Origin of the sequence: Mycobacterium sp. E136 (assembly GCF_001666865.1) — a bacterium.
Taxonomy (GTDB): Bacteria; Actinomycetota; Actinomycetes; order Mycobacteriales; family Mycobacteriaceae; genus Mycobacterium.
The window spans coordinates 1-24742 of the sequence record NZ_LZJE01000381.1 but is presented as its reverse complement, the minus strand read 5'-3'; the positions used below and the strand labels follow the sequence as shown (position 1 = coordinate 24742).

Sequence of the window (24742 nt, the reverse complement as noted above, 5' to 3'; positions counted from 1 at the left end):
CGCGCGGCGCTGTAGGCGGCGTTGGACGCGACGTAGCGGTCGAGGATGACGACGTCGTAGGCGGTCTGCAGGCGTTTGACCTCGGCCTTGGCGCGCGCACGGTCGAGCGCGAACAGGACGGCCATCGCGTAGACCGAGTCGGCCAGGTCGCCGTGCGAACCGTGCAGCGCCTCGGCGGCCACGTCGGCCTCCACGGACTGGCCGTAGCGGGGAAACGCCAGGCTGGCCACCGTCCTGCCATTGGTCTCGAACGCGGTTCGCAGCCCGTTGGTCAGCGTGCGTTTGCCCGCGCCGTCGACGCCTTCGATGACCATCAGCACGGCTGTGAGACTAGCTTGCCGCTCCCTTCGGAGTTCCTGTGTAACCGCTTGGGACGGCGTGCGGGTCGAGCGCGACGGCAACAGACTGGCAAACAACGCAAACCGTCCAGGGAGTCACCGCAATGCCCAACATCCGCAGGTCAGTCCCCCTTTCACTGGCCACCCTCGTCGGGGCGGCCGGAGCCGCAGCGCTGCTAATCGCCCCGCTCGCCCAGGCCGACACGAATTCCGATGCGGGACCGGCGAATTGCTCCACCGCCGATCTCGAAGGCGTGCGCGCCGGCGTCGACGCGTCGACGTCGGCGTACCTGTTCACCCATCCCGACCTGAACTCGTACATGAGCACGCTACGGGGTCTCTCGCGTGAGCAGGTCGCCGCGCGCGTGACGACCTACATGGCCGACCATCCGCAGGAAAGCGCCGAGATGGCCGGGATCCGCCAGCCGCTCGTCGATCTGAAGAACCACTGCGGCGCAACGGCCGTGCCCTGACTCAGAAGCGTCCGCAGTTCGACGCCGTCGGCACGCCCTTGAACCGGTCGGCAATCCAATGCATGGCGGGTTCGCCGTCGACCAGCATTGGCAGGCCGTGGTTGACCATCGCCTTGTTGAGGAACGGCGGCTGTTCGTTGGTGCGCGCCTCGACGTCGGCGCCCTGCGCACACCAGTCGCGGCCCATCTGCATCGCAGGGGCCCACGGGACCAGCGGGTCATATCGGTTGGCGTTGATCAGAACGGGCGCATTGGGTTTCATGCGACCCAGCTTCTGCTCATCGAACAGCGACGTGAACGGCTCCTGTTCGACGAGATGAAAAATGTCCTGATTGAAGTACGGCTGCAGGTGCCGGAACATGAACTTGGTCAGCGTCTCGGCGACGCACTGGTCCTGCACCTTGTAGAGGAGGTCGGTGCCGCGCGGGGTCAGCGTCGCCCGGATGGCCGCCTCGTGTTCGGGGTATGCCGCGATCACGCCGTTCAGCGCATAACCCACGGCGCCGATCAGCATGCTGCCGTCGATGAACGGGAACAGCGCCTTCAGGTCGGCGGGCGGCGCACCGGCATAAGAGCCGACCACGTTGAGTTCCGGGGCGTACGACTCGGCCATCTCGGCTGCCGACGCCGCGGCGCCGCCGCCTTGCGAGTAGCCCCAGAACGCCAGCGGACCGTCCGGCGTCAGCGAGGTATCGGGCAGGTTCTTCGCGGCGCGGGCGGCGTCGAGCATCGCATGTCCCTGGGAAACTCGGTTCGCATAAGTGTGTAAGCCGGGCGTACCCAGGCCCTCGTAATCGGTCATGACGATCGCGAACCCGCGCGCGACCATCGTCGCGACGAACAACTCCTCGTAGTTGAACGCGATGTCGAGATACGGCGACCAGTGGATGCCCTGGTTGAACTGCCGCGACGGCGCGCACTGGTCGCCCTGGCCCTGGGTGCCGGGACCGTAGACGATCAGAGGGCGTGGCCCGCCGAACGGCCACGGCGCGTGCGGTTCGAAGTACGTACCGGTGACGACGTCCGGATTGCCCCGAGCGTCGTTGCTGCGGTACATGATTCGCGTGCCTTCGGCCATGATCATGCCGAGTTCGCCGGACGGTTCGAGCACCAGGCGCGACGGCTCCGTGCGGATCAGGTCGCCGGGCTTGCCCGGCGGCAACGGGTCCGGTGGCGTGTAGAACGCCTGGTATTCGTCCTCGTTGAAGATGGGGTTGTGATCGTCGATGGTCGGATCGTCGGCGGATGCGGGTGGCGAAATCCCCACAACGGAGATCATGAGGGCGATCGCGATTCCGAGGATGCGGCCCACCGGTCGGACGTTAGCAACGAAACTGGTTCCATGAGGCCCGTTTCCGCCTCAACACGTCGTGAACCCGATGAGTTCGAGCGTCGACGCGAGTCTGTTTCGCCGAACCCATTCGCTACCAGGAGGCAGACGCATGACGACACATCCGGTCGGAACGCGCGAACAGTGGCGCGCGGCGTACGAACAACAGCTGGCCCAGGAGAAGGAGCTGACCCGCAGGGCCGCCGAGCTCGCCAGGCAGCGGCAGGCGCTGCCATGGGTGCGGGTCGACAAGCCGTACGAGTTCGACACCACGTCCGGGCGGCGCACACTGGCCGAACTGTTCGACGGCCGATCACAGTTGATCGTGCGGCATTTCATGCACGGGCCGAACACGCCGGAGGGCTGCCCGGGCTGCACCTTCGAGACCGACAACCTGGTCGGCGCGGTACCGCACCTGGCGCACAGGGACGTGACGTTCATCTTGTCGTCACGCTCCCCGCTTCTGGTGCTCAGCGCCTACAAGCAGCGGATGGGCTGGGATATCGAGTGGGTGTCCTCAGGCGGCAGCGATTTCGACGCCGACTTCTTCGGCTATATGCATGTTCCGACGCCGCGTCGCGACTTCGGCAAGGGCAGCGGCAGCATGCTCGACGTCATGGAGCTGATGGCGCTCAGTTGCTTCGCCCTGGAGGACGGCGTGGTGTACCACACTTACTCGACCTACGACCGCGGCACCGAGGCACTCAACGCCACCTGGCAGCTGCTCGATCGCGCGCCCAAAGGCCGCGGCGAGGATTTCTCCGACTGGCCGCGCAAACGCGACGAGTACCCGGCATAGGGTTCAGACGCGCAACTGCGGGGAGATCGCAGAATTCGAAAGGATCGCGATCTCCCCGCAGCTTCGGTGAGGACGTGATCAGTAGCGGTAGTGCTCCGGCTTGTACGGGCCCTCGACGTCGACGCCGATGTACTCCGCCTGCTCCTTGCTGAGCTTGGTCAGCTGGCCGCCGAGTGCCTCGACGTGGATGCGCGCAACCTTCTCGTCGAGATGCTTGGCCAACCGGTAGACCGCGTTGTCGTACTCGTCGTTCTTGGTCCACAGCTCGATCTGCGCGATGACCTGGTTGGAGAAGCTGTTGCTCATCACGAACGACGGGTGGCCCGTCGCGTTGCCCAGGTTGAGCAGACGCCCCTCGGACAGCACCACGATCGACTTACCGTCGTCGAAGATCCACTGGTCGACCTGCGGCTTGATGTTGAGCTTCTTCGCGCCCGAACGCTCCAGGGCGGCCATGTCGATCTCGTTGTCGAAGTGGCCGATGTTGCCCAGGATCGCCTGGTCCTTCATCGCCCGCATGTGATCGAGCGTGATGATGTCCTTGTTGCCCGTCGCGGTGATGACGATGTCGGCCTCGCCGATCCCGTCCTCGACGGTCACCACGTCGAACCCGTCCATCAGCGCCTGAAGCGCGTTGATCGGGTCGATCTCGGTGACCGCGACGCGCGCGCCCTGCCCGGCCAGCGATTCCGCGCAGCCCTTGCCGACGTCGCCGTAGCCGCAGATCAGCACCTTCTTGCCGCCGATCAGGACGTCGGTGCCGCGGTTGATGCCGTCGATCAGCGAGTGCCGGGTGCCGTACTTGTTGTCGAACTTGCTCTTGGTGACCGAGTCGTTGACGTTGATCGCCGGGAACGGCAGCTCACCGGCGGCCTCGAACTGGTACAGGCGCAGCACGCCCGTCGTCGTCTCCTCGGTGACGCCCTTGACCGACTCCGCGATCTTGGTCCACTTGTTCTTGTCGGTCTCGAAGCGCTTGCGCAGCACGCCGAGAAAGACCTTCCACTCCGCCGGATCGTCGTCCTCGGCCGGCGGGACCACGCCCTGCTTCTCGTACTGCGCGCCGCGCAACACCATCATCGTGGCGTCGCCGCCGTCGTCGAGGATCATGTTCGCCGGTTCGCCCTCCCAGGTGAGCATCTCCTCGGCGGCCCACCAGTACTCCTCGAGCGTCTCGCCCTTCCACGCGAAGACCGGGGTGCCCTTGGGCTCCTCCGGCGTGCCGTGCGGGCCGACGACGACGGCCGCGGCCGCGTGGTCCTGGGTGGAGAAGATGTTGCACGACGCCCATCGAACCTCGGCGCCGAGCGCCACCAGCGTTTCGATCAGCACCGCTGTCTGCACGGTCATGTGCAGCGAGCCCGAGATACGCGCGCCCTTGAGCGGCTGCACGTCGTGGTACTCCTCGCGCAGCGCCATCAAGCCGGGCATCTCGTGCTCGGCCAGGCGGATCTCCTTGCGGCCGTAGTCAGCGAGAGACAGGTCGGCGACCTTGTAGTCGATCCCGTTGCGGGAGTCGGCTTTCAGCTCAGTCATGTAGAGCCCCTTTTCGTTCGTCATTGCCTATGAGCAGTGCCTATGAGCGCACAGATGTGCGCACGGCGACATCTGAGTAGACATCCATAGCCTGCGGGCTCGCGGGACAGGCGCGTGCGGTTGAACCAGCCGTGGCGCTCTGACAGCTAAGGAATATCGATAACACCGTAGCGTTCGGCGAACGGTGTCATCAATCGGGCCAGGTCACGTGCCACATCATGGTCGGCTTCGGGCGGCATCGAGACATAGCTCATCGCCAGCCGGACGATGGCCCTGGCCAGCACGCCGGCGTCCTCGTCGCTGGCCTTCACCCAGCTGTCGATGAACGTCTGCGTCAGCCGCTGGCTGCAATGGGTGATGATCGGCCCGCTGTCGGTGGTGATGAGCTGTAACAGGTCCGGTTTGGCCTCACCGGTCAGCAGTGAGATCACCAGCGGGTCGGCGGCGGACTCGGTGAAGAAGTCGCGGAAGCCCTGGCTGAACGCCGCGAAGACGTCGCCGACGTTGCCTTCGATGGCGTCGTCGATCTGGTCGACCAGCCGGTCGGCCAACCGCATCGCGTACGCCTGGGCCAAACCCTGGCGCGAGCCGAATTCGTTGTAGATGGTCTGGCGGCTGATGCCGGCGGCCTTGGCGACGTCGGACAGGGTGATCGCCGACCAGTCGCGGGTGAGCAGCAGTTCGCGCATCCCGTCGAGAATGGAATCGCGCAGCAACGCCCTCGACGCTTCGGCGTAGGGGATGCGCTGCGCGGTCCGGCGCGGGCTGTTCACACGCGCGAGACTAGTCGTCACGGACGGGCGACCTCGACCATCTCGAAGTCGGACTTGGCCGCGCCGCAGTCCGGGCAGCTCCAGTCGTCGGGGATATCGTCCCAACGCGTGCCGGGGGCGATACCGTCCTCCGGCCAGCCCTTCTCCTCGTCGTACTCGAATCCGCACTGCACGCAGACGAACAGTTTGTAGTCCATCACTTCACCTTCTTCTTTCTTCAGTTGACTCTGCGCTCACGGCGAGGATCACTCGCACTTCCGCGCCGTGGGCGCAGAGTCAACGGGTAAGGGGTTCGAAGTCGACCTTCTCGCGCACAGCGCAATCGGGGCAGCTCCAGTCTTCGGGAATGTCGCTCCATTGCGTTCCGGCCGGAAAGCCTTCCCGCGGAGCCCCTTTCGTTTCGTCGTAGACGTAGTCACAGCCCGGGCAGCGGTAGGCGTTCACGCGAGCACCCCGTGGCGGGCCAGCACCTTGTCGCGCACGCGGGGGTGCACGTTCACGCGGGTGATGTCACCGTCGTAGTGGTCGAGCACCCGGTGGTCCATCACCCGGCGCCACAGCGCCGGGACGTACGTCAGCGCGATCATCGACGCGTAGCCGCTCGGCAGGTTCGGCGCGCCCTCCATGCTGCGCAGCGTCTGGTAGCGGCGGGTCGGGTTGGCGTGGTGATCGCTGTGTCGCTGCAGGTGATACAGGAACAGGTTGGTCACGACGTGATCGGAGTTCCAGCTGTGCACCGGCGCGCAACGCTCGTAGCGGCCGCTCTCGGTTTTTTGCCGCAGCAGACCGTAGTGTTCGAGGTAGTTCACGGTCTCGAGCAACGTGAAGCCGAACAACGCCGAGATGACGATGTAGGGGAGCAACGCCCATCCGAACACCGCGATCAGCGCGCCGTAGAACACGATCGACATCGCCCAGGCGTTGAGGACGTCGTTGCTCCGGTGCCACCTGCTCTTGCCCGCCCGCTCGAGTCGCTTGGCTTCCAGCTCCCACGCCGACTTCAGCGACCCGAACACGCTGCGCGGCAAGAACTCCCAAAAAGTCTCGCCGAAGCGGGCCGACGCCGGGTCCTCGGGCGTGGCGACGCGGACGTGGTGGCCGCGGTTGTGCTCGATGTAGAAGTGGCCGTAGCACGTCTGCGCCAACGTGATCTTGGCCAGCCACCGCTCGAGCGAGTCCTTCTTGTGCCCCATCTCGTGGGCGGTGTTGATCCCGACCCCGCCGAGCAGACCGACCGAGAGCGCCAGGCCGATCTTGGCCGGCCAGCCCAATCCACCGTCGAAGCCGAGCCAACTCAGATCCGATGCGGTGAACAGGTAGGCGCCGACGATCACGCTGGCGTACTGGAACGGGATGTAGGCGTAGGTGCAATAGCGGTAGTACTTGTCGTTTTCGAGTCGCTCCATCACCTCGTCGGGCGGGTTCTGCCCGTCCGGGCCGAACTTCAGGTCCAGCGCCGGCAGCACGATGTACAGCAGGATCGGCCCGATCCAGAACGGCACCTGCGCCGCGGCGTGCCAACCCCACTGGTTCAAAGCCCACACCAGCGGCAGCATCACGAACAGCGCCGTCGGCGCGATCAAGCCCATCAGCCACAGGTAGCGCTTCTTGTCACGCCATTCGATGGCGTCGAGATCCGATGTCTGCGTGGTCACTGCCGAGCCTCCTGAAGTGAGTGCTGTCGTGTCTGAGCTTGACTATAGGAGACCATTTGTCGGTTGTCTAGACACAGAGCTATCTTTTGTAAAGCCCGACGGCCGCGAGCGCGCACCCTTGTACGGTTTCGGACCCGAAATCTGTACAAGGCTGCGCGCTCGGCAGCGGGGTTACTAGGCGGTGGTGATGGATTCGCGTTCGCGGCGGCCCAGCACCGAATGGCGGCGGCCGTAGACGAAGTAGAGCGCGACGCCGATCGCCATCCAGATGAGGAAGCGGATCCACGTCAGCGCGGTGAGGTTCAGCATCAGCCAGACGCAGGCGACGATCGAGGCGATCGGCAGCCACGGCACGCCGGGCACCCGGAACCCGCGCTCCAGGTCGGGCCGCGAGCGTCGCAGCACGATCACGCCGGCGGACACCAGCACGAACGCGAACAGCGTGCCGATGTTGACCATCTCCTCGAGCTTGTCGATCGGGAACACCGAGGCGGTGATCGCGACGACCACGCCGACGATCAACGTGATGCGCACCGGCGTTCCGTGGCGACCGGTCTTGGCCAGCGAGCGGGGCAACAACCCGTCGCGTGACATCGCGAAGAACACCCGCGTCTGCCCGAGCACCAACACGATCACCACCGTGGTCAGGCCGGCCAGCGCGCCGATCGAGATCACCTTCGCCGCCCAGTCGATTCCGTTGGCGCTGAACGCCGTTGCGAGGTTGGCCTTCTCCCCCGCCGCGCGCAACTCGGTGTAACGCACCATGCCGGTCAGGACGACCGACACCGCGACGTAGAGCACCGTCACGATCGCGAGCGAGGCCAGGATGCCCCGGGAGACGTCGCGCTGCGGGTTCTTGGTCTCCTCCGCGGTGGTGGCCACGACGTCAAACCCGATGAACGCGAAGAACACGATCGAGGCGCCGGCCAGCAGGCCGTACCACCCGTAGCTGCTGCCTTCGGCGCCGGTGATCAGGGACAGCAGCGACTGGTCAGTGCCCCGTCCGCCCTCACCCGATTCCGCGGGCGGGAGGAACGGCGAGTAGTTGGAGGCCTTGATGTAGAACGCGCCGACCGCGACGACCAGCAGCACCACCCCCACCTTTATCACGGTGATCGCCAGGCTGACCCCGGCCGAGAGCTTGGTGCCGATGGCGAGGATCACGGTGACGAACGCGATGATCAGCAGGGCGCCCCAATCCAGTTGCAACCAACCGAATTCCGCCGTTCCGCCGCCGAAGTTGAATACCTCGCCGAGGTAACTCGACCACCCTTTCGCGACGACGGCCGACGCGACCGCGAACTCGAGGATCAGGTCCCATCCGATGACCCAGGCGACGAACTCCCCGAACGTCGCGTAGGAGAACGTGTATGCGCTGCCGGCGACCGGCACCGTCGAGGCGAATTCGGCGTAGCACAGCGCCGCCAACCCGCAGGCGATCGCGGCCAGCACGAACGAGATCGATATCGCCGGGCCGGTGAGGTTGCCGGCTGTCGAGGCGGTGATGGTGAAGATGCCCGCGCCGATCACCACCGACACCCCGAACACGGTGAGGTCCCACCAGTTCAGGTCTTTGCGCAGGCGGGTGTCGGGTTCATCGGTGTCGGCGATGGACTGCTCCACCGACTTCGTCCGCCGAGCCATCGCAGGTCCTCCTGGTTGGGTCCGTTCGCGCAATCTACCGAGTACCGTGCACCCAATGGGGCGGAGTTATAAACACGTAGCTGTCATCGGGGGAAGTCTCGCGGGGATGTGCGCGGCCCGGGTGCTCTCCGACGTCAGCGACCGGGTCACCGTCTACGAGCGCGACGACCTGCCCGAAGACCCCACCAACCGCGCCGCGGTGCCCCAGGGCCGCCACGTTCACCTGTTGATGGCCCGCGGCGCAGAGGAGTTCGAAAGCCACTTCCCGGGGTTGCTGGCCGACATGGTCGCCGACGGCGTGCCGATTCTGGAGAACCGGCCTGACTGCATCTACTTCGGCGCGGCCGGGCATGTGCTCGGCACGGCCCATCGGCTGCGCGACGAGTTCACCGCCTACGTGCCGAGCCGCCCGCAACTGGAATGGCAGATCCGCAAGCGGGTGAAGGGCATCGCCAACGTCGACATCGTGCACGCCGCCGTCACCGAACCCGTCTACGACGCGGGACGGGTAACGGGCGTGCTGCTCGACAGCGGCGAGGCCGTCGACGCCGATCTGGTCGTCGACGCCACCGGTCGGGGCACGCGGCTGCCCGCATGGCTGGAGAAGTGGGGCTTCGAACGTCCCGCGGAGGAGACCGTCGACGTCGGTATCGCGTACGCCAGCCATCAGTTCCACGTTCCCGCCGGTCTACTGGCCGAAAAGGTCGTGGTCGCGGGCGCCTCGCGGACCCAGCCGCTCGGCATCGGGATGCTGTTCTACGAGGACGGCAATTGGAACGTCACCACCTTCGGCATCGGCAAGGTGCCGCCGCCCCAGACCGTCGAGCAGATCCTCGCCCTGGCCGATGAGATCCTGCCGCCGCACGTCTCGTCTGCGCTGCGACAGGCCACTCCGCTCGGCGAGATGGCGTTCCACCGCTATCCGACCAGTCGGTGGCGCCGCTACGACGCCCTGGAACGCTTCCCCGAGGGCATCATTCCGTTCGGCGACGCCGTCGTCAGCTTCAACCCGACCTTCGGCCAGGGCATGACGATGACGGCGATCCAGGCGAGCAACCTGCGGGCCGTACTGCAGTCCGGCGACCCTGACGTGGCGGGACGACTCGCGAAGGCCACGGCCAAGACGACGTGGCCGGTCTGGATGATGACCACCATCGGTGACCTGACACTGCACAACGCGACTGGCGAGGCCAAGTGGTGGTACAAGCCGGTCGGTGGGCTGTTCGACCAGTTCCTGGGCGCCGCAGAGACCGATCCCGTGCTCGCCGAATGGTTTCTACGCCGGTTCAGCCTGCTCGACAGCCTCTACATGGTCCCGTCGCCGAAGCTGGTCGGCCGCACCATCGGGCACAACCTGCGGCTGTGGCTGGCGGAGAAACGCACGGCCCGGCGTCGGTCCGGGGTACTGCAGACGGCTTGAGATCCGGACGAGCGGTAGCTTCGTCACCATGACGGGGACGCGATGAGCGCAGGACTGTTCGGGCTTCTCGACGATGTCGCGGTGCTGGCGAGGATGGCCGCCGCATCGGTCGACGACATCGGCGCGGCCGCGGGACGGGCGACCGCCAAGGCCGCCGGCGTCGTCGTCGACGACACCGCCGTGACGCCGCAGTACGTCCACGGCCTGGCCGCAGAGCGCGAGTTGCCGATCATCAAGCGCATCGCGATCGGATCGCTTCGCAACAAGCTGGTCTTCATCCTCCCCGCGGCGCTACTGCTCAGCCAGTTCGTGCCGTGGCTGCTGACGCCGCTGTTGATGCTCGGCGCCACGTACCTCTGCTACGAGGGCGCGGAGAAAGTGTGGGGCCGCATTCGGGGCCATGACCACCACGCCGCGCCGGTCGCCGGTTCGGGCGCGGACGCCGAGAAATTCATGGTCACCGGCGCCATCCGAACCGACTTCATCCTGTCGGCGGAGATCATGGTGATCGCGCTCAACGAGGTCGCCGACCAGTCGTTCTGGCCGCGGTTGATCATCCTGGTCTTCGTCGCCATCGTCATCACCATCGCGGTGTACGGCGTCGTCGCCGGCATCGTGAAGATGGACGACATCGGCCTTCGGCTGGCCCAGCGCAGTTCGAAGTTCGCGAAGAAGGTCGGCCGCGGCCTGGTGGCCGGAATGCCGAAATTGCTTGCGGCGCTGTCGTTGATCGGCACGATCGCGATGTTGTGGGTGGGCGGCCACATCCTGTTGATCGGGACCGACGAGCTGGGCTGGCACCTGCCATACAGCCTCGTGCACCACCTCGAGGAGAGCGTGCACCATGCCGTCGGCGGCATCGGCGGGGTGCTGGCGTGGCTGGTCAACACCGCCGCGTCGGCGGTCGTCGGGCTACTGGTAGGCGCGGTCGTCCTCGAGGTGGTGCACGTGCTGCCGTTCGGCAAGCGCAGCAAGGACGACGCGGCGCACTGAGCGTTAGATACCGACCGTCGCCCGGAACAGCTTCGTCGGTTCCGTCGCGGCGAGCCTAATCGGCCCCTCGTCGGCGGGCACCCACGCCGCGGACCCCCGGTTCAGGGTGACGGTGCCGCCCTTGGCGTGTACGACGGTCGAGCCCTCGGCACAGAGAAGAAGCTGCGGGCCGTCGTGGCGCGTCGGCGCGTCGATCTCGTGGCCGAGGCGCTCACCCTCGATGTGCAGCACCGACAGCGAGAATTCCTGCGCCGGCGTGTGATACACCCACTCGATACCGTCTTCGACCTTCTCCGGGCAAACCACCAAGTCCTCGGCGGGGGTGAAGTCGAGCACGCGCAACAACTCCGGGACGTCGACGTGCTTGGGAGTCAGCCCACCACGTAACACGTTGTCGGAGTTGGCCATCACCTCGACGCCCACACCGCTGAGGTAGTTGTGCAGGTTGCCCGCAGGGAGGTAGATACCCTCGCCGGGCTTCAACGTGATGCGGTTGAGCAACAGGGAAGCCAGCACGCCGGCGTCGCCGGGATACCGTTCGCCGAGTTCGAGCACCGTCTTGGCCTCGGCGGCGAATTCGCTTGCGCCCGAACGCACATACTGAATGGCACCGTCGATCACGGCGGGCACCAGGACGTCGAGGTCTGGTTGCGGTGCGGTGATCCAGGTCGTGAACAACGCGCGCAGCCCGTCACCGTCCGGTTGACCCGAGAGCAGGTTGACGAACGGATCGAGGTCGCTGACCTCCAGCGCCCGCATCAGCTCGATGGTGCGCGCGACGGGCCGGAAGCCGGCCAGCGCCTCGAACGGGCGTACGGCGACGATCAATTCGGGTTTGTGGCTGGGATCGCGGTAGTTGCGGTTGGGCGCCGAGACGGGGATGCCGAGCTTGTTCTCGCGTTCATAACCCTCGACCGCCTGCTCGGCGCTGGGATGCGCCTGCAGCGACAACGGTTCGTCGGCGGCCAACACCTTGACCAGAAACGGCAGCGTATCGCCGAAGCGCGCACAGACCGCCGCGCCCAGCTGCCCCTCGGGATCATCGTGCAGGGCGTCGAGCAGTGAGCGCTCCCCGTCGGCGGTCTCCAGCATGGCCGGGTCACCGGGATGGGCGCCGAACCACAGTTCGGCCTCGGGATGCGCTGTGGGACTTGGCCTTCCAGTGAACTCGGCAATGTCCGTGCGGGACCCCCAGGCATAGGTCCGCACCGCTCCGCGTAGCAAGTGCACTTGGCTAACCTCGAACTAGTTTCAGGTAGACGGCGGTCATCTCCAAGCGGACGGCGAGCATCGCCAGTTGTTGCTCCAGGCTGCCCGCCGCCGTCGACGCATCCGGTACCGCCGCTGCCTCCGGCAGTTCCGGTACGTCCTGCGCGCTGATCACGTCGACGTCGTCCATATCCGCCGCCCGGGCCGCGACGAACGACCGCTCCGCATCGGTGGTCAACACCAGCGTCCGCATCCGGCGCGGAAGCGGACCGTCGAGCTGTTCGTCGTGAAAGATCGACCGCTCCCGATCCGCTACCGACGCACCGGCTCTCAGCATGGCCAGCGCGTCTCCGAAGCCCACGGCGGCGACCACCCGTTGGGCGATGCGCAGAAGAATCGCCGCACAGTGCCGAGCCAGCGTCAGCGTCGCCGCGCTGTCGCCGGCCAGCACCACGTCGCGGTCCGCCATCCGCTCGGCCAGCGTCTTGGCCGGGTTGGTGAACAGTTCGCGGTTCGCGCTGTTGCGAAGCGCCTCGGCGTCGAGTTCGTCGGCCAGCGCCTCGAGGTCGACGTGCATGGTCGGATCGACCACGGCCAGCGTCGCGAGGCCGGCGGCGAGGTAGCGCACGAATCCGAATTCGTCGAGCACCCACATCCGCGGCGCCAGCACCGCCGCCCTGCCCGCGGCGACGTCGCGCAGCGGCCCCTCGTACGGTGCGACGACCGCCACGCGGGCACCGCGTCGAACTCCGGTGGCGGCGGCGTTCACCAACGCGGGATCGCCAGGGTCGTCGCCGGCGACGACGAGGACGTCGAGCGGACCGATCCACGGCGGCACCTCTGCGGCGACGACGATGGGCGCGGCCACCGAAGCCCCCCAGCCCGACGCCAATAGCGATCCCGCCGTCTCCGCGTTGCCACGCCCGGCAACCCAGATCACCGTGCGGGGCGCCCCGTCGGCGCGCAGCGATTCGAGTTCGCCCTCCGCGAGCGCGGCGGAGGTGGCGCGAACCTGTGCGCCGGCCATCGCGGCGGCGCGCAGCAGACCCTCGCGGTCGGCGCCGAGCAGGCCGTCGACGTCGTCGAGGTCGATGGTCGCGGCCGAGGACGGACCCGAAGTCACGTCGCCACCTCGGAATTCGACGGCACCCGCGCGCGCACGGTGTCGGAGACCTGTCCGACGATCTTGTCGACCTCGTCGGTGCTGCGGGCTTCCACGTTGAGCCGGAGCAACGGCTCGGTGTTGGACATCCGCAAGTTGAACCATGTGCCCTCGCCCAGGTCGACGGTCACCCCGTCGAGGTGGTCGATCGAATGGATCCGAGTGCCGAACGCCTTGAGCACATCGTCCACACATCGCTCGGCGTCGGTGACCGTGAAGTTGATCTCGCCGGACGCCTCGTAGCGCTGGTAGTCGGCCATCATGTCCGATAGCGGCCGGTCTTGTTCGCCGAGCGCGGCCAGCACGTGCAGCGCGGCGAGCATGCCGGAGTCGGCGCCCCAGAAGTCGCGGAAGTAGTAGTGCGCCGAATGCTCGCCACCGAAGATCGCTCCGGTGTCGGCCATCAGCGCCTTGATATAGGAGTGGCCCACGCGGCTGCGCACGGGCGTGCCGCCCCGCTCCGTCACCAGTTCGGGCACTGCCCGCGAGGTGATCAGGTTGTGAATCACCGTGGCGCCGATCTCTCTGCCGAGTTCCCGCGCGGCGACCAACGCGGTCACCGCTGACGGCGAGACCGGATGCCCCTTCTCGTCGACGACGAAACACCGGTCGGCGTCGCCGTCGAAGGCCAATCCGATGTCGGCGCCGGTCTGCACGACGTGAGACTGCAGATCGGTCAGGTTGGCCGGGTCCAAGGGGTTGGCCTCGTGGTTGGGAAAGGTGCCGTCGAGTTCGAAGTACAGCGGCGCCAGCGTGATCGGGGCGATCGGGCCCAGCACCGCGGGGGTGGTGTGGCCGGCCATGCCGTTGCCCGCATCGACGGCAACCTTGAGCGGACGCATGTCGGCCAGGCTCACCAGCGAGCGCAGAAACTCGCCGTAGTCGGCCAGCACGTCGCGGTCGCTGAGGGTGCCGGGCGCGCCGTCGTAGCCGGGGACACCTGCGATCACCTCGTCGGCGATGGTCGACAGCCCGGTGTCCTTGCCCACCGGTTTGGCCCCGGCCCGGCAGAGCTTGATGCCGTTGTAGGCGGCCGGATTGTGGCTGGCGGTGAACATCGCACCTGGGCAGTCCAGCAGGCCCGACGCGAAGTACAACTGGTCGGTCGAGGCGAGGCCGATCCGCACCACGTCGAGGCCCTGCGCGGTCACCCCGTCGGCGAAAGCCGCGGCCAGTGCGGGCGAACTGGCCCGCATGTCGTAGCCGACGACCACTTGCGATGCGCCGTCGCGGACGAGGCGCGCGAAGGCGCCGCCGACGTCGGCGACGAACGGCTCGTCGAGTTCCGTTCCGACCAGGCCGCGCACGTCATAGGCCTTGATGACGCGATGAACCGCCGCGGCGGGCCGGGACGGCGATGAGCGCTTGCGCGAAGAGCGCACGGGTAGGGACTCCTTGTGACACGGACAACTACTGGCGCCAGCCTAACCGTCCGGGCAGACGTGCAGGCCGTCTAGTCCGTGGGGTCCGGCAGTACGCGCAGATGGCCTCGGCGGCGGCCGTTCGACTCCGGTCGCCGGGCGGGCGGCGCCATCAGCGAACCGCCCGGGGTTCCGGTGACGGGGTCGGAGAACCCGGTGGCCACCCGGTTGATCGGCGGAGCGACATCACGCCCCTCCCGGACCGCATCCGCGAGCGCGACCAGGTCGTCTTCGTCGGGGTGAGAAGGCAACGGGCCAGCGTGACGCACGAGTTCCCAACCGCGAGGGGCGGTGACGCGGCCGGCGTGCACGACACACAGGTCCCAAGAGTGCGGTTCGGCCACCGTCGCGAGGGGACCGACGACCGCAGTGGAGTCGGCGTAGACGAATGTCAGCGTCGCGACCGCATAGTGCGGACACCCGGGCCGGCAACAGCGACGGGGAACGTTCACAGCGGAAGGCTATCGTGGCCGCACTCCGCTTGCCGCCGGACACGCGCAGCCTGCGGACGGCCGATCTCGAACCGTTACGATCCAGTTCATCCCGCACGAAAGGAGCACCCCAGCGGTGGCCAAGCGTGGACACCTGCGCTCGCGCCGGGGCCGCGAGATGCGCGGGCCGTTACTCCCCCCGACGGTGCCGGGCTGGCGCAGTCGGGCCGAGAGGTTCGACATGGCGGTGCTGGAGGCCTACGAGCCGATCGAGCGGCGTTGGCAGGACCGGCTCGCGGCGCTGGATGTGGCGGTCGACGAGATCCCGCGCATCGCGCCGAAGGATCCCGACAGTGTGCAGTGGCCGCCGGAGGTGATCGCCGACGGGCCGATCGCACTGGCCCGGCTGATCCCGGCGGGCGTGGACGTCAGGGGGAACGCCACACGCGCGCGAATTGTGCTGTTCCGCAAACCGATCGAGCGGCGGGCCAAGGATTCCGTCGAACTCGAAGAGCTTCTGCATGAAATCCTGGTGGCTCAGGTCGCCACCTTTCTGGGCGTCGAGCCCTCCGTCATCGATCCGACGATCGACGACGATTGACCCCGCGGCTCAGATGATTCCGCGCTTGAGGCGGCGGCGCTCGCGCTCGGACAGCCCGCCCCAGATGCCGAAGCGCTCGTCATGCGCCAAGGCGTACTCCAGGCACGCGTCGCGCACCTCGCAGCCCTGGCAGATCCGCTTGGCTTCGCGCGTCGAGCCACCCTTCTCCGGGAAGAACGCCTCCGGGTCGGTTTGAGCGCACAGCGCCTTCTCCTGCCAGAGCTCATCCTCGGGTGTCAGTGCCGGCGCCACTTCGATCGGATCGGGCACCAGACTCAACTGCGGACGCCGAGGCGTCTCAACCGGTGCCGGTTCCGAATGGGCGTGCGGCGCTGTGTCTGCTGAGCTGAAGACTCGGGCGTCGACCCGAGCCAAACGATCGAGATCGCTGTACTCAAAAGACATCTTCCGCCTCCTCACCTGGTCTCGTTGATCCCCTATGAGCGCCCCACGAATCTGTAGGACACTTCCAATTCGAACAAGTGATCGAATCTCGGTCTGCGGCACCGGAACCGGATGGCCTACCGGGAAATGACACTGGTGTGATTACACACGCGTCAGCTGCCCTGGTCAAGCTCTAGAACAGGAATTCATACCATTCCGTGATCGAATTACGGCGAGTCGTGACCTCGGCGTGTCCATCACACCCGAATCCATCGCAGTTCCGGGCCGACTCCTGCCCGTACCCAATCCGATTGGACGGCCTACGCTCGGTCGATGTGAAGGTCACGGTACTGGTCGGCGGCGTCGGTGGCGCCCGGTTCCTGCTTGGCGTGCAACAGCTCTTGGGCCTCGGTCAGTTCGCTGGCGCGAAAGGTGCTGCTGGGACTGATGATACTGCTGAGCATGAACTGACTGCAGTGGTCAATGTGGGCGATGACGCGTGGATGTTCGGCGTGCGGATCTGCCCGGACCTCGACACGTGCATGTACACCCTCGGCGGCGGTATCGACCCCGAACGCGGCTGGGGGCATCGCAACGAAACCTGGCATGCCAAGGAGGAACTCGCGGCCTACGGAGTACAGCCGGACTGGTTCGGGCTCGGCGACCGAGATCTGGCGACACATCTGGTGCGCAGCCAGATGCTGCGTGCCGGTTATCCGCTGTCGCAAGTGACCGAGGCGCTGTGCACGCGATGGGCACCGGGGGCCACGCTGCTGCCCGCCAGCGACGACCGCAGCGAAACCCACGTCGTCATCACCGATCCCGGACCCGGCGAGTACGCCGGCGAGAAACGCGCGATCCACTTCCAGGAGTGGTGGGTGCGCTATCGCGCGAAAGTGCCCACCCACAGCTTCGCTTTCGTCGGCGCCGACAAGGCCACCGCGGGGCCCGGCGTCGCGGAGGCGATCGAATCCGCCGATGTCGTCCTGATCGCACCGTCGAACCCGGTGGTGAGCATCGGCGCGATCCTCGCGGTGCCCGGTATCCGAGGCGCACTGCGCTCGACCCCGGCGCCCGTCATCGGCTACTCCCCCATCATCGGTGGAAAGCCGTTGCGGGGCATGGCCGACGAATGCCTGTCGGTGATCGGCGTGCCGAGCACCTCCGAAGCCGTCGGCAGGCACTACGGCGCCCGCTCCGGGGTCGGCATCCTCGATGGCTGGTTGGTGCACGAGGGCGATCACGCCGATATCGAAGGGGTCGACGTCCGAGCGGTGCCGCTGCTGATGACCGATCCCGGCGCCACCGGTGAAATGGTCTGTGCGGGAATGGATCTGGCGGGCGTGAAACCATGACCGAACCTTCGCGCGGTGACCACGGCACCGCCGCCGCGGTGGAACTGCTGCCGGTCTCGGGGTTGCCCGAGTTCCGTCCCGGTGACGATCTCGCGGCATCGATCGCCGCGGCCGCACCGTGGCTGCGCGACCACGACATCCTCGTGGTCACCAGCAAGGTGATGTCGAAATGTGAGGGCCGCATCGTGGATGCGCCGATGGATCCCGAACAACGCGACGTGCTGCGGCGCAAGCTGATCGATGCCGAGGCGGTGCGCGTGTTGGCACGCAAGGGCCGCACCCTGATCACCGAGAACGCGATCGGTCTTGTTCAGGCGGCCGCAGGTGTCGACGGCTCGAACGTCGACTCCGCGGAACTCGCGCTGCTGCCGGTCGATCCCGACGCCAGCGCGGCGGCGCTGCAGTCGGCGTTGCGCGAACGGCTGGGCGTGACGGTCGGCGTCGTCGTCACCGACACAATGGGTCGCGCTTGGCGCAACGGGCAGACCGACGTGGCCATCGGCGCCGCCGGTCTGACCGTGTTGCACGGGTACGGCGGTTCGGTCGACCGGCACGGAAACGAACTGATCGTCACCGAGATCGCCGTCGCCGACGAGATCGCCGCGGCCGCGGATCTGGTGAAGGGCAAGCTGACCGACATCCCGGTCGCGGTGGTGCGTGGGCTGCGGCTGCCCGACGACGGTTCCACCGCGCGCCGTCTGGTGCGGGCGGGCGGGGAAGACCTGTTCTGGCTCGGCACCGAGGAGGCCATCGCGCTGGGCCGCAGCCAGGCGCAGCTGTTGCGCCGGTCGGTACGCCGGTTCTCGGCCGAACCGGTGGCGCCGGAACTCGTCGAATCCGCTGTCGGCGAAGCGCTCACCGCGCCGGCTCCCCACCATACGCGGCCGGTGCGGTTCGTGTGGTTACAGGGCGGCACCCGACGCTCGGCATTGCTGGACCGCATGAAGGACAAGTGGCGCGCCGACCTCACGGCTGACGGGCGCCCCGCCGATGTCGTCGAACGCCGCGTCGAACGCGGCCGGATCCTCTACGACGCACCGGAAGTCGTCATCCCGTTCCTGGTGCCCGACGGCGCGCACAGCTATCCGGACGCCGACCGCACCGCCGCCGAACACACGATGTTCACAGTCGCGGTCGGCGCCGCGGTGCAGGCGCTGCTGGTGGCGTTGGCCGTCCGCGGCGTCGGCAGCTGCTGGATCGGGTCGACGATCTTCGCCGCCGACATCGTCCGTGAGGAACTCGATCTGCCCGACGACTGGGAACCGTTGGGCGCGATCGCGATCGGCTATCCCGAGGATGAAACACCGCCCGGCCCGCGCACTCCCGTGCCGACCGACGGACTGCTGGTGCGCAAGTGAGCCTGCACGCTTCGGCCGTCGCAACGCTGACCCGTTGGCACGCACCGGACCCCGCACAGGACACTCTGCGACATGCGGTGCTGGCGTTCCTGGCCGCCCGCGCCGACGGCTGTCTTCGCGAGTGCGCACCCGGTCACGTGACGGGATCGGCGCTGGTGCTCGACCACACCGGCACACGGGCGCTGTTGACCCTGCATCCGAGATTCGGACGGTGGCTGCAACTCGGCGGGCATTGTGAGCCAACCGATTCCGACGTCGTCGCCGCCGCCTTGCGGGAGGCCACCGAGGAGTCCGGCATCGAGGGCCTCACGATCGACCCGGTGATGGCCGCGTTGCACGTACATCCCGTCACGTGCTCGCTGGGGGTGCCGACCCGCCACCTCGACATGCAGTTCATCGTGCGCGCCCCCGCCGACGCCGAGATCGTGGTCAGCGACGAGTCTTTGGACCTGCGGTGGTGGCCGCTGGACGCACTGCCGGACGACTGCGATTTCGGCCTCACCCAGTTGGCGGCGGCCGCCCGCGATCGGTGATTTCGGTGCACTACCGGTCGCTCGGCGATCGGTAGTGCACCCAAATCGCTGCTAAACGTCGGTCGAGAACCGGATTCCGCCGTCGGGGATCGTCACTCCCGGCCACACCCGCGCGCCGCGCAGCAGTTCGCACCGCGCACCGATGTCGGCGCCGTCGCCGATCACACCGTCGCGGATCAGCGCGCGTGGACCGATGCGGGCCCCGAACCCGATGATCGAGCGTTCGATCACCGCCCCGGCGCCCACCCGCGCGCCGTCGAAGATCACCGCGCCGTCCAGCCTTGCGCCCCCGGCGATTTCGGCGCCGCGACCGACCACGGTGCCGCCGATCAGTAGCGCACCGGGCGCGACGCCGGCGCCGTCGTGCACCAGTTTCTCGCCGCTATGCCCACCGAGCGCGGGTGACGGTGCGATACCGCGCACCAGATCGGCTGAGCCGCGCACGAAGTCCTCCGGTGTGCCCATGTCACGCCAGTAGGTGGAGTCGACGTAACCGCACACCCGGAGCCCGTCCGAGAGCAGACCCGGGAACACCTCGCGTTCGACCGAGAGCGCGCGGCCCTTGGGTATGCGGTCGATGACCTCGCGCTTGAACACATAACAGCCGGCGTTGATCTGATCGGTGGGCGGGTCCTGGGTCTTCTCCAGGAACGCGGTCACCATGCCGTCGGAGTCGGTTGGCACACAACCGAACGCCCGGGGGTCGCCCACGCGCACCAGGTGCAGCGTCACGTCGGCGGCGTTGTTCTCGTGGCGGTCCAGCAGCGCGCGCAGGTCGGCACCGGACAATACGTCGCCGTTGAACACCAGCGCGGTGTCGTGGCGCAGCTTGCCTGTGACGTTGGCGATGCCGCCGCCGGTGCCCAGCGGTTCGGTCTCGACCACGTACTCGATCTGCAGCCCGAACTTCGACCCGTCGCCGAACTCCGACTCGAACACCGCGGCCTTGTACGACGTGCCGAGCACAACGTGTTCGATGCCGGCCTCGGCGATGCGCGAGAGCAGGTGCGTCAGGAACGGCAGGCCGGCCGTGGGCAGCATCGGCTTGGGTGCGGACAGGGTCAATGGCCGAAGCCGGGTCCCCAGACCGCCGACGAGGATGACGGCGTCCACTTGTGCAGGATTCACTTGCGCCGTCCTTTCACCCCTCTGCGACGTGAGTTGCGGACCACCAGGCCCGCGCGCGCGGCGAGCGAACTCCGGATCGTCCACCGCAGCGGACCCTGCCACCACCGGGGGTACCGATCCGCGAGGAAAGTGTAGGTGCTGGTGTGATGGGCGGCCAAGTTGCGCGCGGGGTCCTTGCCGGTCGCGTGACCCTTCGCGTGCAAAACCTCGGCCGACGGGACGTAGACGTTCTGCCAGCCGGCCCGCGACAGCCGATCCCCGAGGTCGACGTCCTCCATGTACATGAAGTAGCGCTCGTCGAAGCCGGAGATCTCCTCGTACGCCGACCGGCGCAGCAACAGACACGATCCCGACAGCCAGCCGACCGGGCGTTCGCTGGGCTCCTGACGCTCTTGGCGGTACTCGGCTGTCCACGGGTTCGACTTCCAGAACGGCCCCACCACCGCGTGCATGCCACCGCGCACCAGGCTCGGCTGGTGGCGCGCCGAGGGATACACCGAACCGTCGGGGTCGCGGATCAGCGGCCCCAGCGATCCCGCGTGCGGCCACCGGCCGGCGGCTTCGAGCATGATGTCGATGCTGCGCGGGCCCCACTGCACGTCGGGGTTGGCCACCACGAAGAAGTCGTTGTTGTCGGAGTCCTTCACGTACTCGGCGACGGCGCGGTTGATCGCGCTGCCGTAACCGAGATTGCCGCTCATACGCAGTAATCGGGCGTTGGGATAGCGCGCGAGCGCCTCTTCGGGCGCCCCGTCGGTCGAACCGTTGTCGGCCATCACCACGGTCACCGGCCGGTCCGTAGCGTGAGACAGCGAGGCCAGGAACCGGTCGAGGTGCGGGCCGGGTGAGTACGTCACCGTGACGACGATCAACTCGTCACTCATGCGGCACCGGTTCCGAACTCACGGCGTCGAGGGTAACGGGCCGCCACGCCCGAACCTCGACAGCGCATCCTGCAGCGCCTCGCGCCACGGTCGCAGCGGAGTGAGCCCGGCCTCGGCGGAGCGTCGACCCGAGAGCGCGGAGTACGGCGGCCGCCGCGCCGGCCGGGCGTCGCTGGTGACGGGTCGCACCCGCTCGGGGTCGGCACCGACGGCCTCGAACACCGCCCGTGCCTGGTCGTAGCGGCTCGCCTCACCGTCGTTGGCGGCGTGCAGCACCGGTTCGCGGATCGCGCCGTCCGCGATCTCCAACAGCGCCACGGCGAGGTCACCGGCGTAGGTGGGGGACGCCATCTGATCGGCCACCGCCTCCACCGTGTCGTCACCGGCGGCCTTGCGCCGCGTGGCCGCTGCGAAATCGGTTCCCTCACCGCCTTCGTACACCCACGAGGTGCGGACGACGTGCGCACCGGGCAACGCGGCCAACACCGCCCTCTCACCCTCGAGTTTGGTGCGGCCGTAGACGTTCACGGGTCCTGTCTCGTCGTCGATTTCATATGGGCGGTGCAGTGTGCCCGAGAACACGTAGTCGGTCGAGATGTGGATCAGGCGCGCCCCGGCGGACGCGCACGCCCGCGCGAGGTGGGCCGGCCCCGCCACGTTGACGGCGTACGCCCGGTCCGGTTCGGTCTCTGCGGCGTCCACCTGGGTGAATGCGGCGCAGTTGATCACCACGTCCCCGGGGGCGATGACACGCTCGGCGGCCGCCGCGTCGGTGATGTCGAGTTCCGACGACGTCAGAGTGAGCACCTCCCGACCCTGCCCGCGGGCCTGACCTGCGAGAACACGGCCCACCATCCCGCCTGCGCCAGGGATCACGATTCGGGCCGGCTCGGAAAAAGACACGGTCACGAGTCTGGCACGCCGAGTCGCGCTACCCGCTCTGTGCCCGTCTCCCCAGTAGCCTGGGCTGATGCCCGGTCGAATGCTTCGTGTCATCGCCGTGTCCGCGGCCTTGGCGATCGTGGTCGGTACCGGCGTCGCGTGGGGCAAGATCCGCTCGTTCGAGTCCGGTATCAATCACATCTCGTCGATCGCGCTGGGCGAGGGCGGTGAGGACGGCGCGATCGACATCCTGCTCGTCGGGCTGGACAGCCGCACCGACGCGCACGGCAATCCCCTGTCCCAGGAAGAGCTGGCCACGCTGCGCGCGGGCGACGACGAGTCGACCAACACCGACACGATCATCTTGATCCGCGTGCCCAACAACGGAAAGTCCGCCACCGCCATCTCGATTCCCCGCGACTCGTATGTGGAGGCGCCAGGTATCGGCAAGATGAAGATCAATGGCGTCTACGGCTCGGAACATCTGGAGAAGATGACCGAGCTCGTCGAGGGAAAGGGTATGGACCCCGCCGAGGCCGAGCCGCAGGCGACCGAGGCCGGCCGCGAAGCCCTGATCAAGACCGTCGCCAACCTCACCGGCGTCACGGTCGACCACTACGCCGAGGTCGGCCTGTTGGGCTTCGCGTTGATCACCGAAGCCCTCGGCGGCGTCAACGTGTGTCTGAAAGAGGCGGTCTACGAACCTCTTTCGGGTGCCGATTTTCCGGCGGGCTGGCAGAAGCTGAACGGTCCGCAGGCGCTGAGCTTCGTGCGCCAACGACACGACCTGCCGCGCGGCGACCTCGACCGGGTGACGCGCCAACAAGCCGTGATGGCTTCGCTTGCCCACGAGGTGATCTCGGGCAAGACGCTGTCGAGCCCGTCCACTTTGAACCGACTTCAGGACGCGGTCCAGCGCTCGGTGGTGCTGTCCGACGGTTGGGACGTCATGGAATTCGCCGAGCAGCTGCAGAAGCTGGCCGCGGGCAACGTTGCGTTCGCCACCATTCCGGTGCTGCAAGAGAACGGCTGGAGCGACGACGGCATGCAGAGCGTCGTGCGGGTCGACCCCAGCGAGGTCAAGAGCTGGGTGGAAAGCCTGCTGCACGAGCAGGATCAGGGTAAGACCGAGGAGATCGCCTACTCGCCCGACAAGACCACCGTCGAGGTGGTCAACGCCACCGAAGTCAACGGCCTGGCCGCCTCGGTGTCGCAGGTGTTGACCAACAAGGGCTTCACCCCCGGCCCCACGGGCAACCACGAGGGCGATCCGGTGGCCAACAGCCAGGTCCGCGCCCCCAAGAGCGACGACCTTGGCGCGCAGGCTGTTTCGGAGGATCTGGGCGGATTGGCGATCGTCGAGGACCCGTCGGTGGCGCCCGGCAACGTGCGGGTGGTGCTCGCCGACGACTACACGGGTCCGGGCTCCGGCTTGGACGGGAGCAGCGTTCCGACGCTGGCCGCCGACTCCGTGACCGTCGGGTCGACCGAGACCGCACCGCCGCCGCCGTCGCCGATCCTGACCGCCGGGTCCGACGATCCCGCGTGCATCAACTAGCGTGACCACGCTCAGCGGAGCGATCCTCGACCCGCTCATGGCGTCCGACCCGGCGGGCCCGCGGATCACCTATTACGACGACGCCACCGGCGAACGCATCGAGTTGTCGACCGCCACGCTCGCGAACTGGGCCGCCAAGACCGCCAACCTGTTACGCGACGAGTTGGGCGCCGGACCGTCGACGCGCGTCGCGGTTCTGCTGCCCGCACACTGGCAGAGCGCCGCGGTGTACTTCGGCATCTGGTGGATCGGCGCCGAGGTCGTGCTCGGTGCCGACGGCCCCGCCGACGTCGCGCTGTGCACCGCGGATCGCTTGGCCGAGGCCGACGAGATCGTCGCGATGGGCAGCGGAATAGGTGAGGTTGCGGTGCTCTCGCTGGACCCGTTCGGCAAGCCCGCGGCCGACCTGCCGGTCGGGGTGACCGACTACGCCACCGCCGTCCGGGTCCACGGCGACCAGATCGTGCCCGAGCGCTCCCCCGGTCCCGCATTGAACGGCCGCGGGGTCGACGAGGTGCTCGCCGCGGCTCTTGAAGCTGCTGCCGTGCAAGGGATTACCGCCTCCGATCGCGTGCTGTCCAGTGCCGGCTGGAATACCGCCGACGAACTCGTCGAGCACCTGTTGGGCGTCTTCGCCGCCGGCGCCTCGCTGGTGCAGGTGGCCAACCCCGACCCCGCGCTGGCCGATCGGCGCAGGGCGACGGAGAAGGTCACCAAGGGCTGACCGTCGCGCGTTCTCCGGCCAGCAGACGCAAAAACGCCCATTTCTTGGCGAAATGAGGCAGTTTTGCGTCTGCTCGCGGGGTCGCGGTGCCACGCTGAGGAGCGTGATCGACCGGCGCGGTTTCCTCGTGCTGTCGGCGGGCGTGGCGGCA

General features: G+C 67.6%; 26 protein-coding genes. 10 read left to right on the top strand and 16 right to left on the bottom strand.

The genetic code is table 11. The annotated features are described in order from the left end of the window. The coding region (locus A5698_RS26030) for a nucleoside/nucleotide kinase family protein (RefSeq protein WP_502688988.1) at positions 1-320 on the bottom strand (320 nt) is incomplete at its 3' end. A gap of 122 nt (positions 321-442) precedes the next feature. On the opposite strand from A5698_RS26030, the gene A5698_RS26025 reads away from it, so the two are divergent. After that, positions 443-811, top strand: a complete 369-nt coding sequence (locus tag A5698_RS26025) for a heme-binding protein (RefSeq protein WP_067086760.1) — start codon at positions 443-445, stop codon at positions 809-811. A 1-nt stretch (position 812) separates the two neighbouring features. On the opposite strand, the gene A5698_RS26020 is transcribed toward A5698_RS26025, so the two are convergent. Further along, the gene (locus A5698_RS26020) at positions 813-2090 is read right to left on the bottom strand and encodes a lipase family protein (protein WP_068303018.1); all 1278 of its coding nucleotides are present in this window, start codon (positions 2088-2090) and stop codon (positions 813-815) included. A gap of 163 nt (positions 2091-2253) precedes the next feature. On the opposite strand from A5698_RS26020, the gene A5698_RS26015 reads away from it, so the two are divergent. After that, the gene (locus A5698_RS26015; protein WP_068303011.1) at positions 2254-2940 is read left to right on the top strand and encodes a DUF899 domain-containing protein; all 687 of its coding nucleotides are present in this window, start codon (positions 2254-2256) and stop codon (positions 2938-2940) included. A gap of 78 nt (positions 2941-3018) precedes the next feature. Here A5698_RS26015 and ahcY read toward each other — a convergent pair whose 3' ends face one another. From ahcY to A5698_RS25990, 6 genes are all read right to left on the bottom strand, one after another. Further along, the gene (ahcY, locus tag A5698_RS26010) at positions 3019-4476 is read right to left on the bottom strand and encodes an adenosylhomocysteinase (RefSeq protein ID WP_067086768.1); all 1458 of its coding nucleotides are present in this window, start codon (positions 4474-4476) and stop codon (positions 3019-3021) included. 146 nt (positions 4477-4622) lie between these two features. Continuing rightward, positions 4623-5249, bottom strand: a complete 627-nt coding sequence (gene alkX / locus A5698_RS26005) for a TetR family transcriptional regulator AlkX (RefSeq protein WP_068303009.1) — start codon at positions 5247-5249, stop codon at positions 4623-4625. 17 nt (positions 5250-5266) lie between these two features. Next, complete coding sequence (locus tag A5698_RS26000) at positions 5267-5449, bottom strand: rubredoxin (RefSeq protein ID WP_068303007.1); 183 nt, start codon at positions 5447-5449, stop codon at positions 5267-5269. Positions 5450-5525: 76 nt separating this feature from the next. Beyond that, a complete protein-coding gene (locus A5698_RS28265) occupies positions 5526-5693 on the bottom strand; it encodes a rubredoxin (RefSeq protein WP_082963897.1) in 168 nt (55 codons plus the stop codon). Then, positions 5690-6904: an alkane 1-monooxygenase gene (locus tag A5698_RS25995; RefSeq protein ID WP_068303004.1), complete on the bottom strand. Its 1215-nt coding sequence runs from the start codon at positions 6902-6904 to the stop codon at positions 5690-5692. The genes A5698_RS28265 and A5698_RS25995 overlap by 4 nt, the downstream gene beginning before the upstream one ends. 174 nt (positions 6905-7078) lie before the next feature. Further along, a complete protein-coding gene (locus A5698_RS25990; RefSeq protein ID WP_068303002.1) occupies positions 7079-8548 on the bottom strand; it encodes an amino acid permease in 1470 nt (489 codons plus the stop codon). A gap of 55 nt (positions 8549-8603) precedes the next feature. Here A5698_RS25990 and A5698_RS25985 point away from each other — a divergent pair, with 55 nt between their 5' ends. Together A5698_RS25985 and A5698_RS25980 are read left to right on the top strand one after the other, a co-directional pair. Continuing rightward, entirely contained in the window at positions 8604-9968 is a 1365-nt protein-coding gene (locus A5698_RS25985; RefSeq protein ID WP_068302999.1) for an FAD-dependent oxidoreductase, read from the top strand. A gap of 42 nt (positions 9969-10010) precedes the next feature. Further along, complete coding sequence (locus A5698_RS25980; protein WP_068302996.1) at positions 10011-10961, top strand: DUF808 domain-containing protein; 951 nt, start codon at positions 10011-10013, stop codon at positions 10959-10961. Positions 10962-10964: 3 nt separating this feature from the next. Here the strand turns inward: A5698_RS25980 and manA are convergent, their stop codons facing one another. From manA to A5698_RS25960, 4 genes are all read right to left on the bottom strand, one after another. Next, positions 10965-12191 (bottom strand): mannose-6-phosphate isomerase, class I, encoded by a 1227-nt coding sequence (gene manA / locus A5698_RS25975; RefSeq protein ID WP_067295164.1) that lies wholly within the window; start codon positions 12189-12191, stop codon positions 10965-10967. A 4-nt stretch (positions 12192-12195) separates the two neighbouring features. Then, complete coding sequence (locus tag A5698_RS25970; protein WP_068302993.1) at positions 12196-13293, bottom strand: TobH protein; 1098 nt, start codon at positions 13291-13293, stop codon at positions 12196-12198. Next, on the bottom strand, positions 13290-14714 hold the full coding sequence (locus A5698_RS25965) for a phosphomannomutase/phosphoglucomutase (protein ID WP_068302990.1): 1425 nt from the start codon (positions 14712-14714) through the stop codon (positions 13290-13292). The genes A5698_RS25970 and A5698_RS25965 overlap by 4 nt, the downstream gene beginning before the upstream one ends. Positions 14715-14785: 71 nt before the next feature. Then, positions 14786-15205: a DUF3499 domain-containing protein gene (locus A5698_RS25960; protein ID WP_067086792.1), complete on the bottom strand. Its 420-nt coding sequence runs from the start codon at positions 15203-15205 to the stop codon at positions 14786-14788. Between the two features lie 157 nt (positions 15206-15362). On the opposite strand from A5698_RS25960, the gene A5698_RS25955 reads away from it, so the two are divergent. Further along, positions 15363-15785, top strand: coding sequence for a metallopeptidase family protein (locus tag A5698_RS25955; protein ID WP_067295474.1), 423 nt, complete (start codon positions 15363-15365; stop codon positions 15783-15785). Positions 15786-15794: 9 nt separating this feature from the next. Here the strand turns inward: A5698_RS25955 and A5698_RS25950 are convergent, their stop codons facing one another. Next, positions 15795-16055, bottom strand: a complete 261-nt coding sequence (locus A5698_RS25950; RefSeq protein WP_231967551.1) for a WhiB family transcriptional regulator — start codon at positions 16053-16055, stop codon at positions 15795-15797. A 449-nt stretch (positions 16056-16504) separates the two neighbouring features. Here A5698_RS25950 and cofD point away from each other — a divergent pair, with 449 nt between their 5' ends. From cofD to A5698_RS25935, 3 genes are read left to right on the top strand one after another with little or no spacing between them, the layout of a single operon-like run. Beyond that, positions 16505-17524 carry a 2-phospho-L-lactate transferase gene (gene cofD / locus A5698_RS25945; protein WP_068302984.1) on the top strand — a complete coding sequence of 340 codons (1020 nt, stop codon included), beginning with the start codon at positions 16505-16507 and terminating at the stop codon, positions 17522-17524. Next, positions 17521-18882 carry a coenzyme F420-0:L-glutamate ligase gene (locus A5698_RS25940; protein WP_068302981.1) on the top strand — a complete coding sequence of 454 codons (1362 nt, stop codon included), beginning with the start codon at positions 17521-17523 and terminating at the stop codon, positions 18880-18882. The genes cofD and A5698_RS25940 overlap by 4 nt, the downstream gene beginning before the upstream one ends. Further along, positions 18879-19415: an NUDIX hydrolase gene (locus tag A5698_RS25935; protein WP_068302978.1), complete on the top strand. Its 537-nt coding sequence runs from the start codon at positions 18879-18881 to the stop codon at positions 19413-19415. Before A5698_RS25940 ends, A5698_RS25935 begins: the two co-directional genes overlap by 4 nt. Before the next feature lie 51 nt (positions 19416-19466). Here the strand turns inward: A5698_RS25935 and manB are convergent, their stop codons facing one another. From manB to rfbD, 3 genes are read right to left on the bottom strand one after another with little or no spacing between them, the layout of a single operon-like run. Further along, the gene (manB, locus tag A5698_RS25930; protein ID WP_067086807.1) at positions 19467-20543 is read right to left on the bottom strand and encodes a mannose-1-phosphate guanylyltransferase; all 1077 of its coding nucleotides are present in this window, start codon (positions 20541-20543) and stop codon (positions 19467-19469) included. Then, complete coding sequence (locus A5698_RS25925; RefSeq protein ID WP_068302974.1) at positions 20540-21427, bottom strand: glycosyltransferase family 2 protein; 888 nt, start codon at positions 21425-21427, stop codon at positions 20540-20542. The genes manB and A5698_RS25925 overlap by 4 nt, the downstream gene beginning before the upstream one ends. A gap of 18 nt (positions 21428-21445) precedes the next feature. Continuing rightward, positions 21446-22282, bottom strand: coding sequence for a dTDP-4-dehydrorhamnose reductase (gene rfbD, locus A5698_RS25920; protein ID WP_068302972.1), 837 nt, complete (start codon positions 22280-22282; stop codon positions 21446-21448). Positions 22283-22397: 115 nt separating this feature from the next. On the opposite strand from rfbD, the gene A5698_RS25915 reads away from it, so the two are divergent. Both A5698_RS25915 and A5698_RS25910 read left to right on the top strand, forming a co-directional pair. After that, positions 22398-23867 (top strand): LCP family protein, encoded by a 1470-nt coding sequence (locus A5698_RS25915; RefSeq protein ID WP_067295138.1) that lies wholly within the window; start codon positions 22398-22400, stop codon positions 23865-23867. A gap of 1 nt (position 23868) precedes the next feature. Next, the gene (locus A5698_RS25910; protein ID WP_156670897.1) at positions 23869-24591 is read left to right on the top strand and encodes a TIGR03089 family protein; all 723 of its coding nucleotides are present in this window, start codon (positions 23869-23871) and stop codon (positions 24589-24591) included. The last annotated feature ends 151 nt before the right edge of the window (positions 24592-24742 follow it).

Excerpts from the sequence above, each read along its gene's own strand:
- A5698_RS26025 (WP_067086760.1), top strand. The coding sequence starts at position 443 with ATGCCCAACATCCGCAGGTCAGTCCCCCTTTCACTGGCCACCCTCGTC.
- A5698_RS26020 (WP_068303018.1), bottom strand. The coding sequence starts at position 2,090 with ATGATCTCCGTTGTGGGGATTTCGCCACCCGCATCCGCCGACGATCCG.
- A5698_RS26015 (WP_068303011.1), top strand. The coding sequence starts at position 2,254 with ATGACGACACATCCGGTCGGAACGCGCGAACAGTGGCGCGCGGCGTAC.
- ahcY (WP_067086768.1), bottom strand. The coding sequence starts at position 4,476 with ATGACTGAGCTGAAAGCCGACTCCCGCAACGGGATCGACTACAAGGTC.
- A5698_RS25990 (WP_068303002.1), bottom strand. The coding sequence starts at position 8,548 with ATGGCTCGGCGGACGAAGTCGGTGGAGCAGTCCATCGCCGACACCGAT.
- A5698_RS25985 (WP_068302999.1), top strand. The coding sequence starts at position 8,604 with ATGGGGCGGAGTTATAAACACGTAGCTGTCATCGGGGGAAGTCTCGCG.
- A5698_RS25980 (WP_068302996.1), top strand. The coding sequence starts at position 10,011 with ATGAGCGCAGGACTGTTCGGGCTTCTCGACGATGTCGCGGTGCTGGCG.
- A5698_RS25955 (WP_067295474.1), top strand. The coding sequence starts at position 15,363 with ATGCGCGGGCCGTTACTCCCCCCGACGGTGCCGGGCTGGCGCAGTCGG.
- A5698_RS25940 (WP_068302981.1), top strand. The coding sequence starts at position 17,521 with ATGACCGAACCTTCGCGCGGTGACCACGGCACCGCCGCCGCGGTGGAA.
- A5698_RS25925 (WP_068302974.1), bottom strand. The coding sequence starts at position 21,427 with ATGAGTGACGAGTTGATCGTCGTCACGGTGACGTACTCACCCGGCCCG.
- rfbD (WP_068302972.1), bottom strand. The coding sequence starts at position 22,282 with ATGGTGGGCCGTGTTCTCGCAGGTCAGGCCCGCGGGCAGGGTCGGGAG.
- A5698_RS25915 (WP_067295138.1), top strand. The coding sequence starts at position 22,398 with ATGCCCGGTCGAATGCTTCGTGTCATCGCCGTGTCCGCGGCCTTGGCG.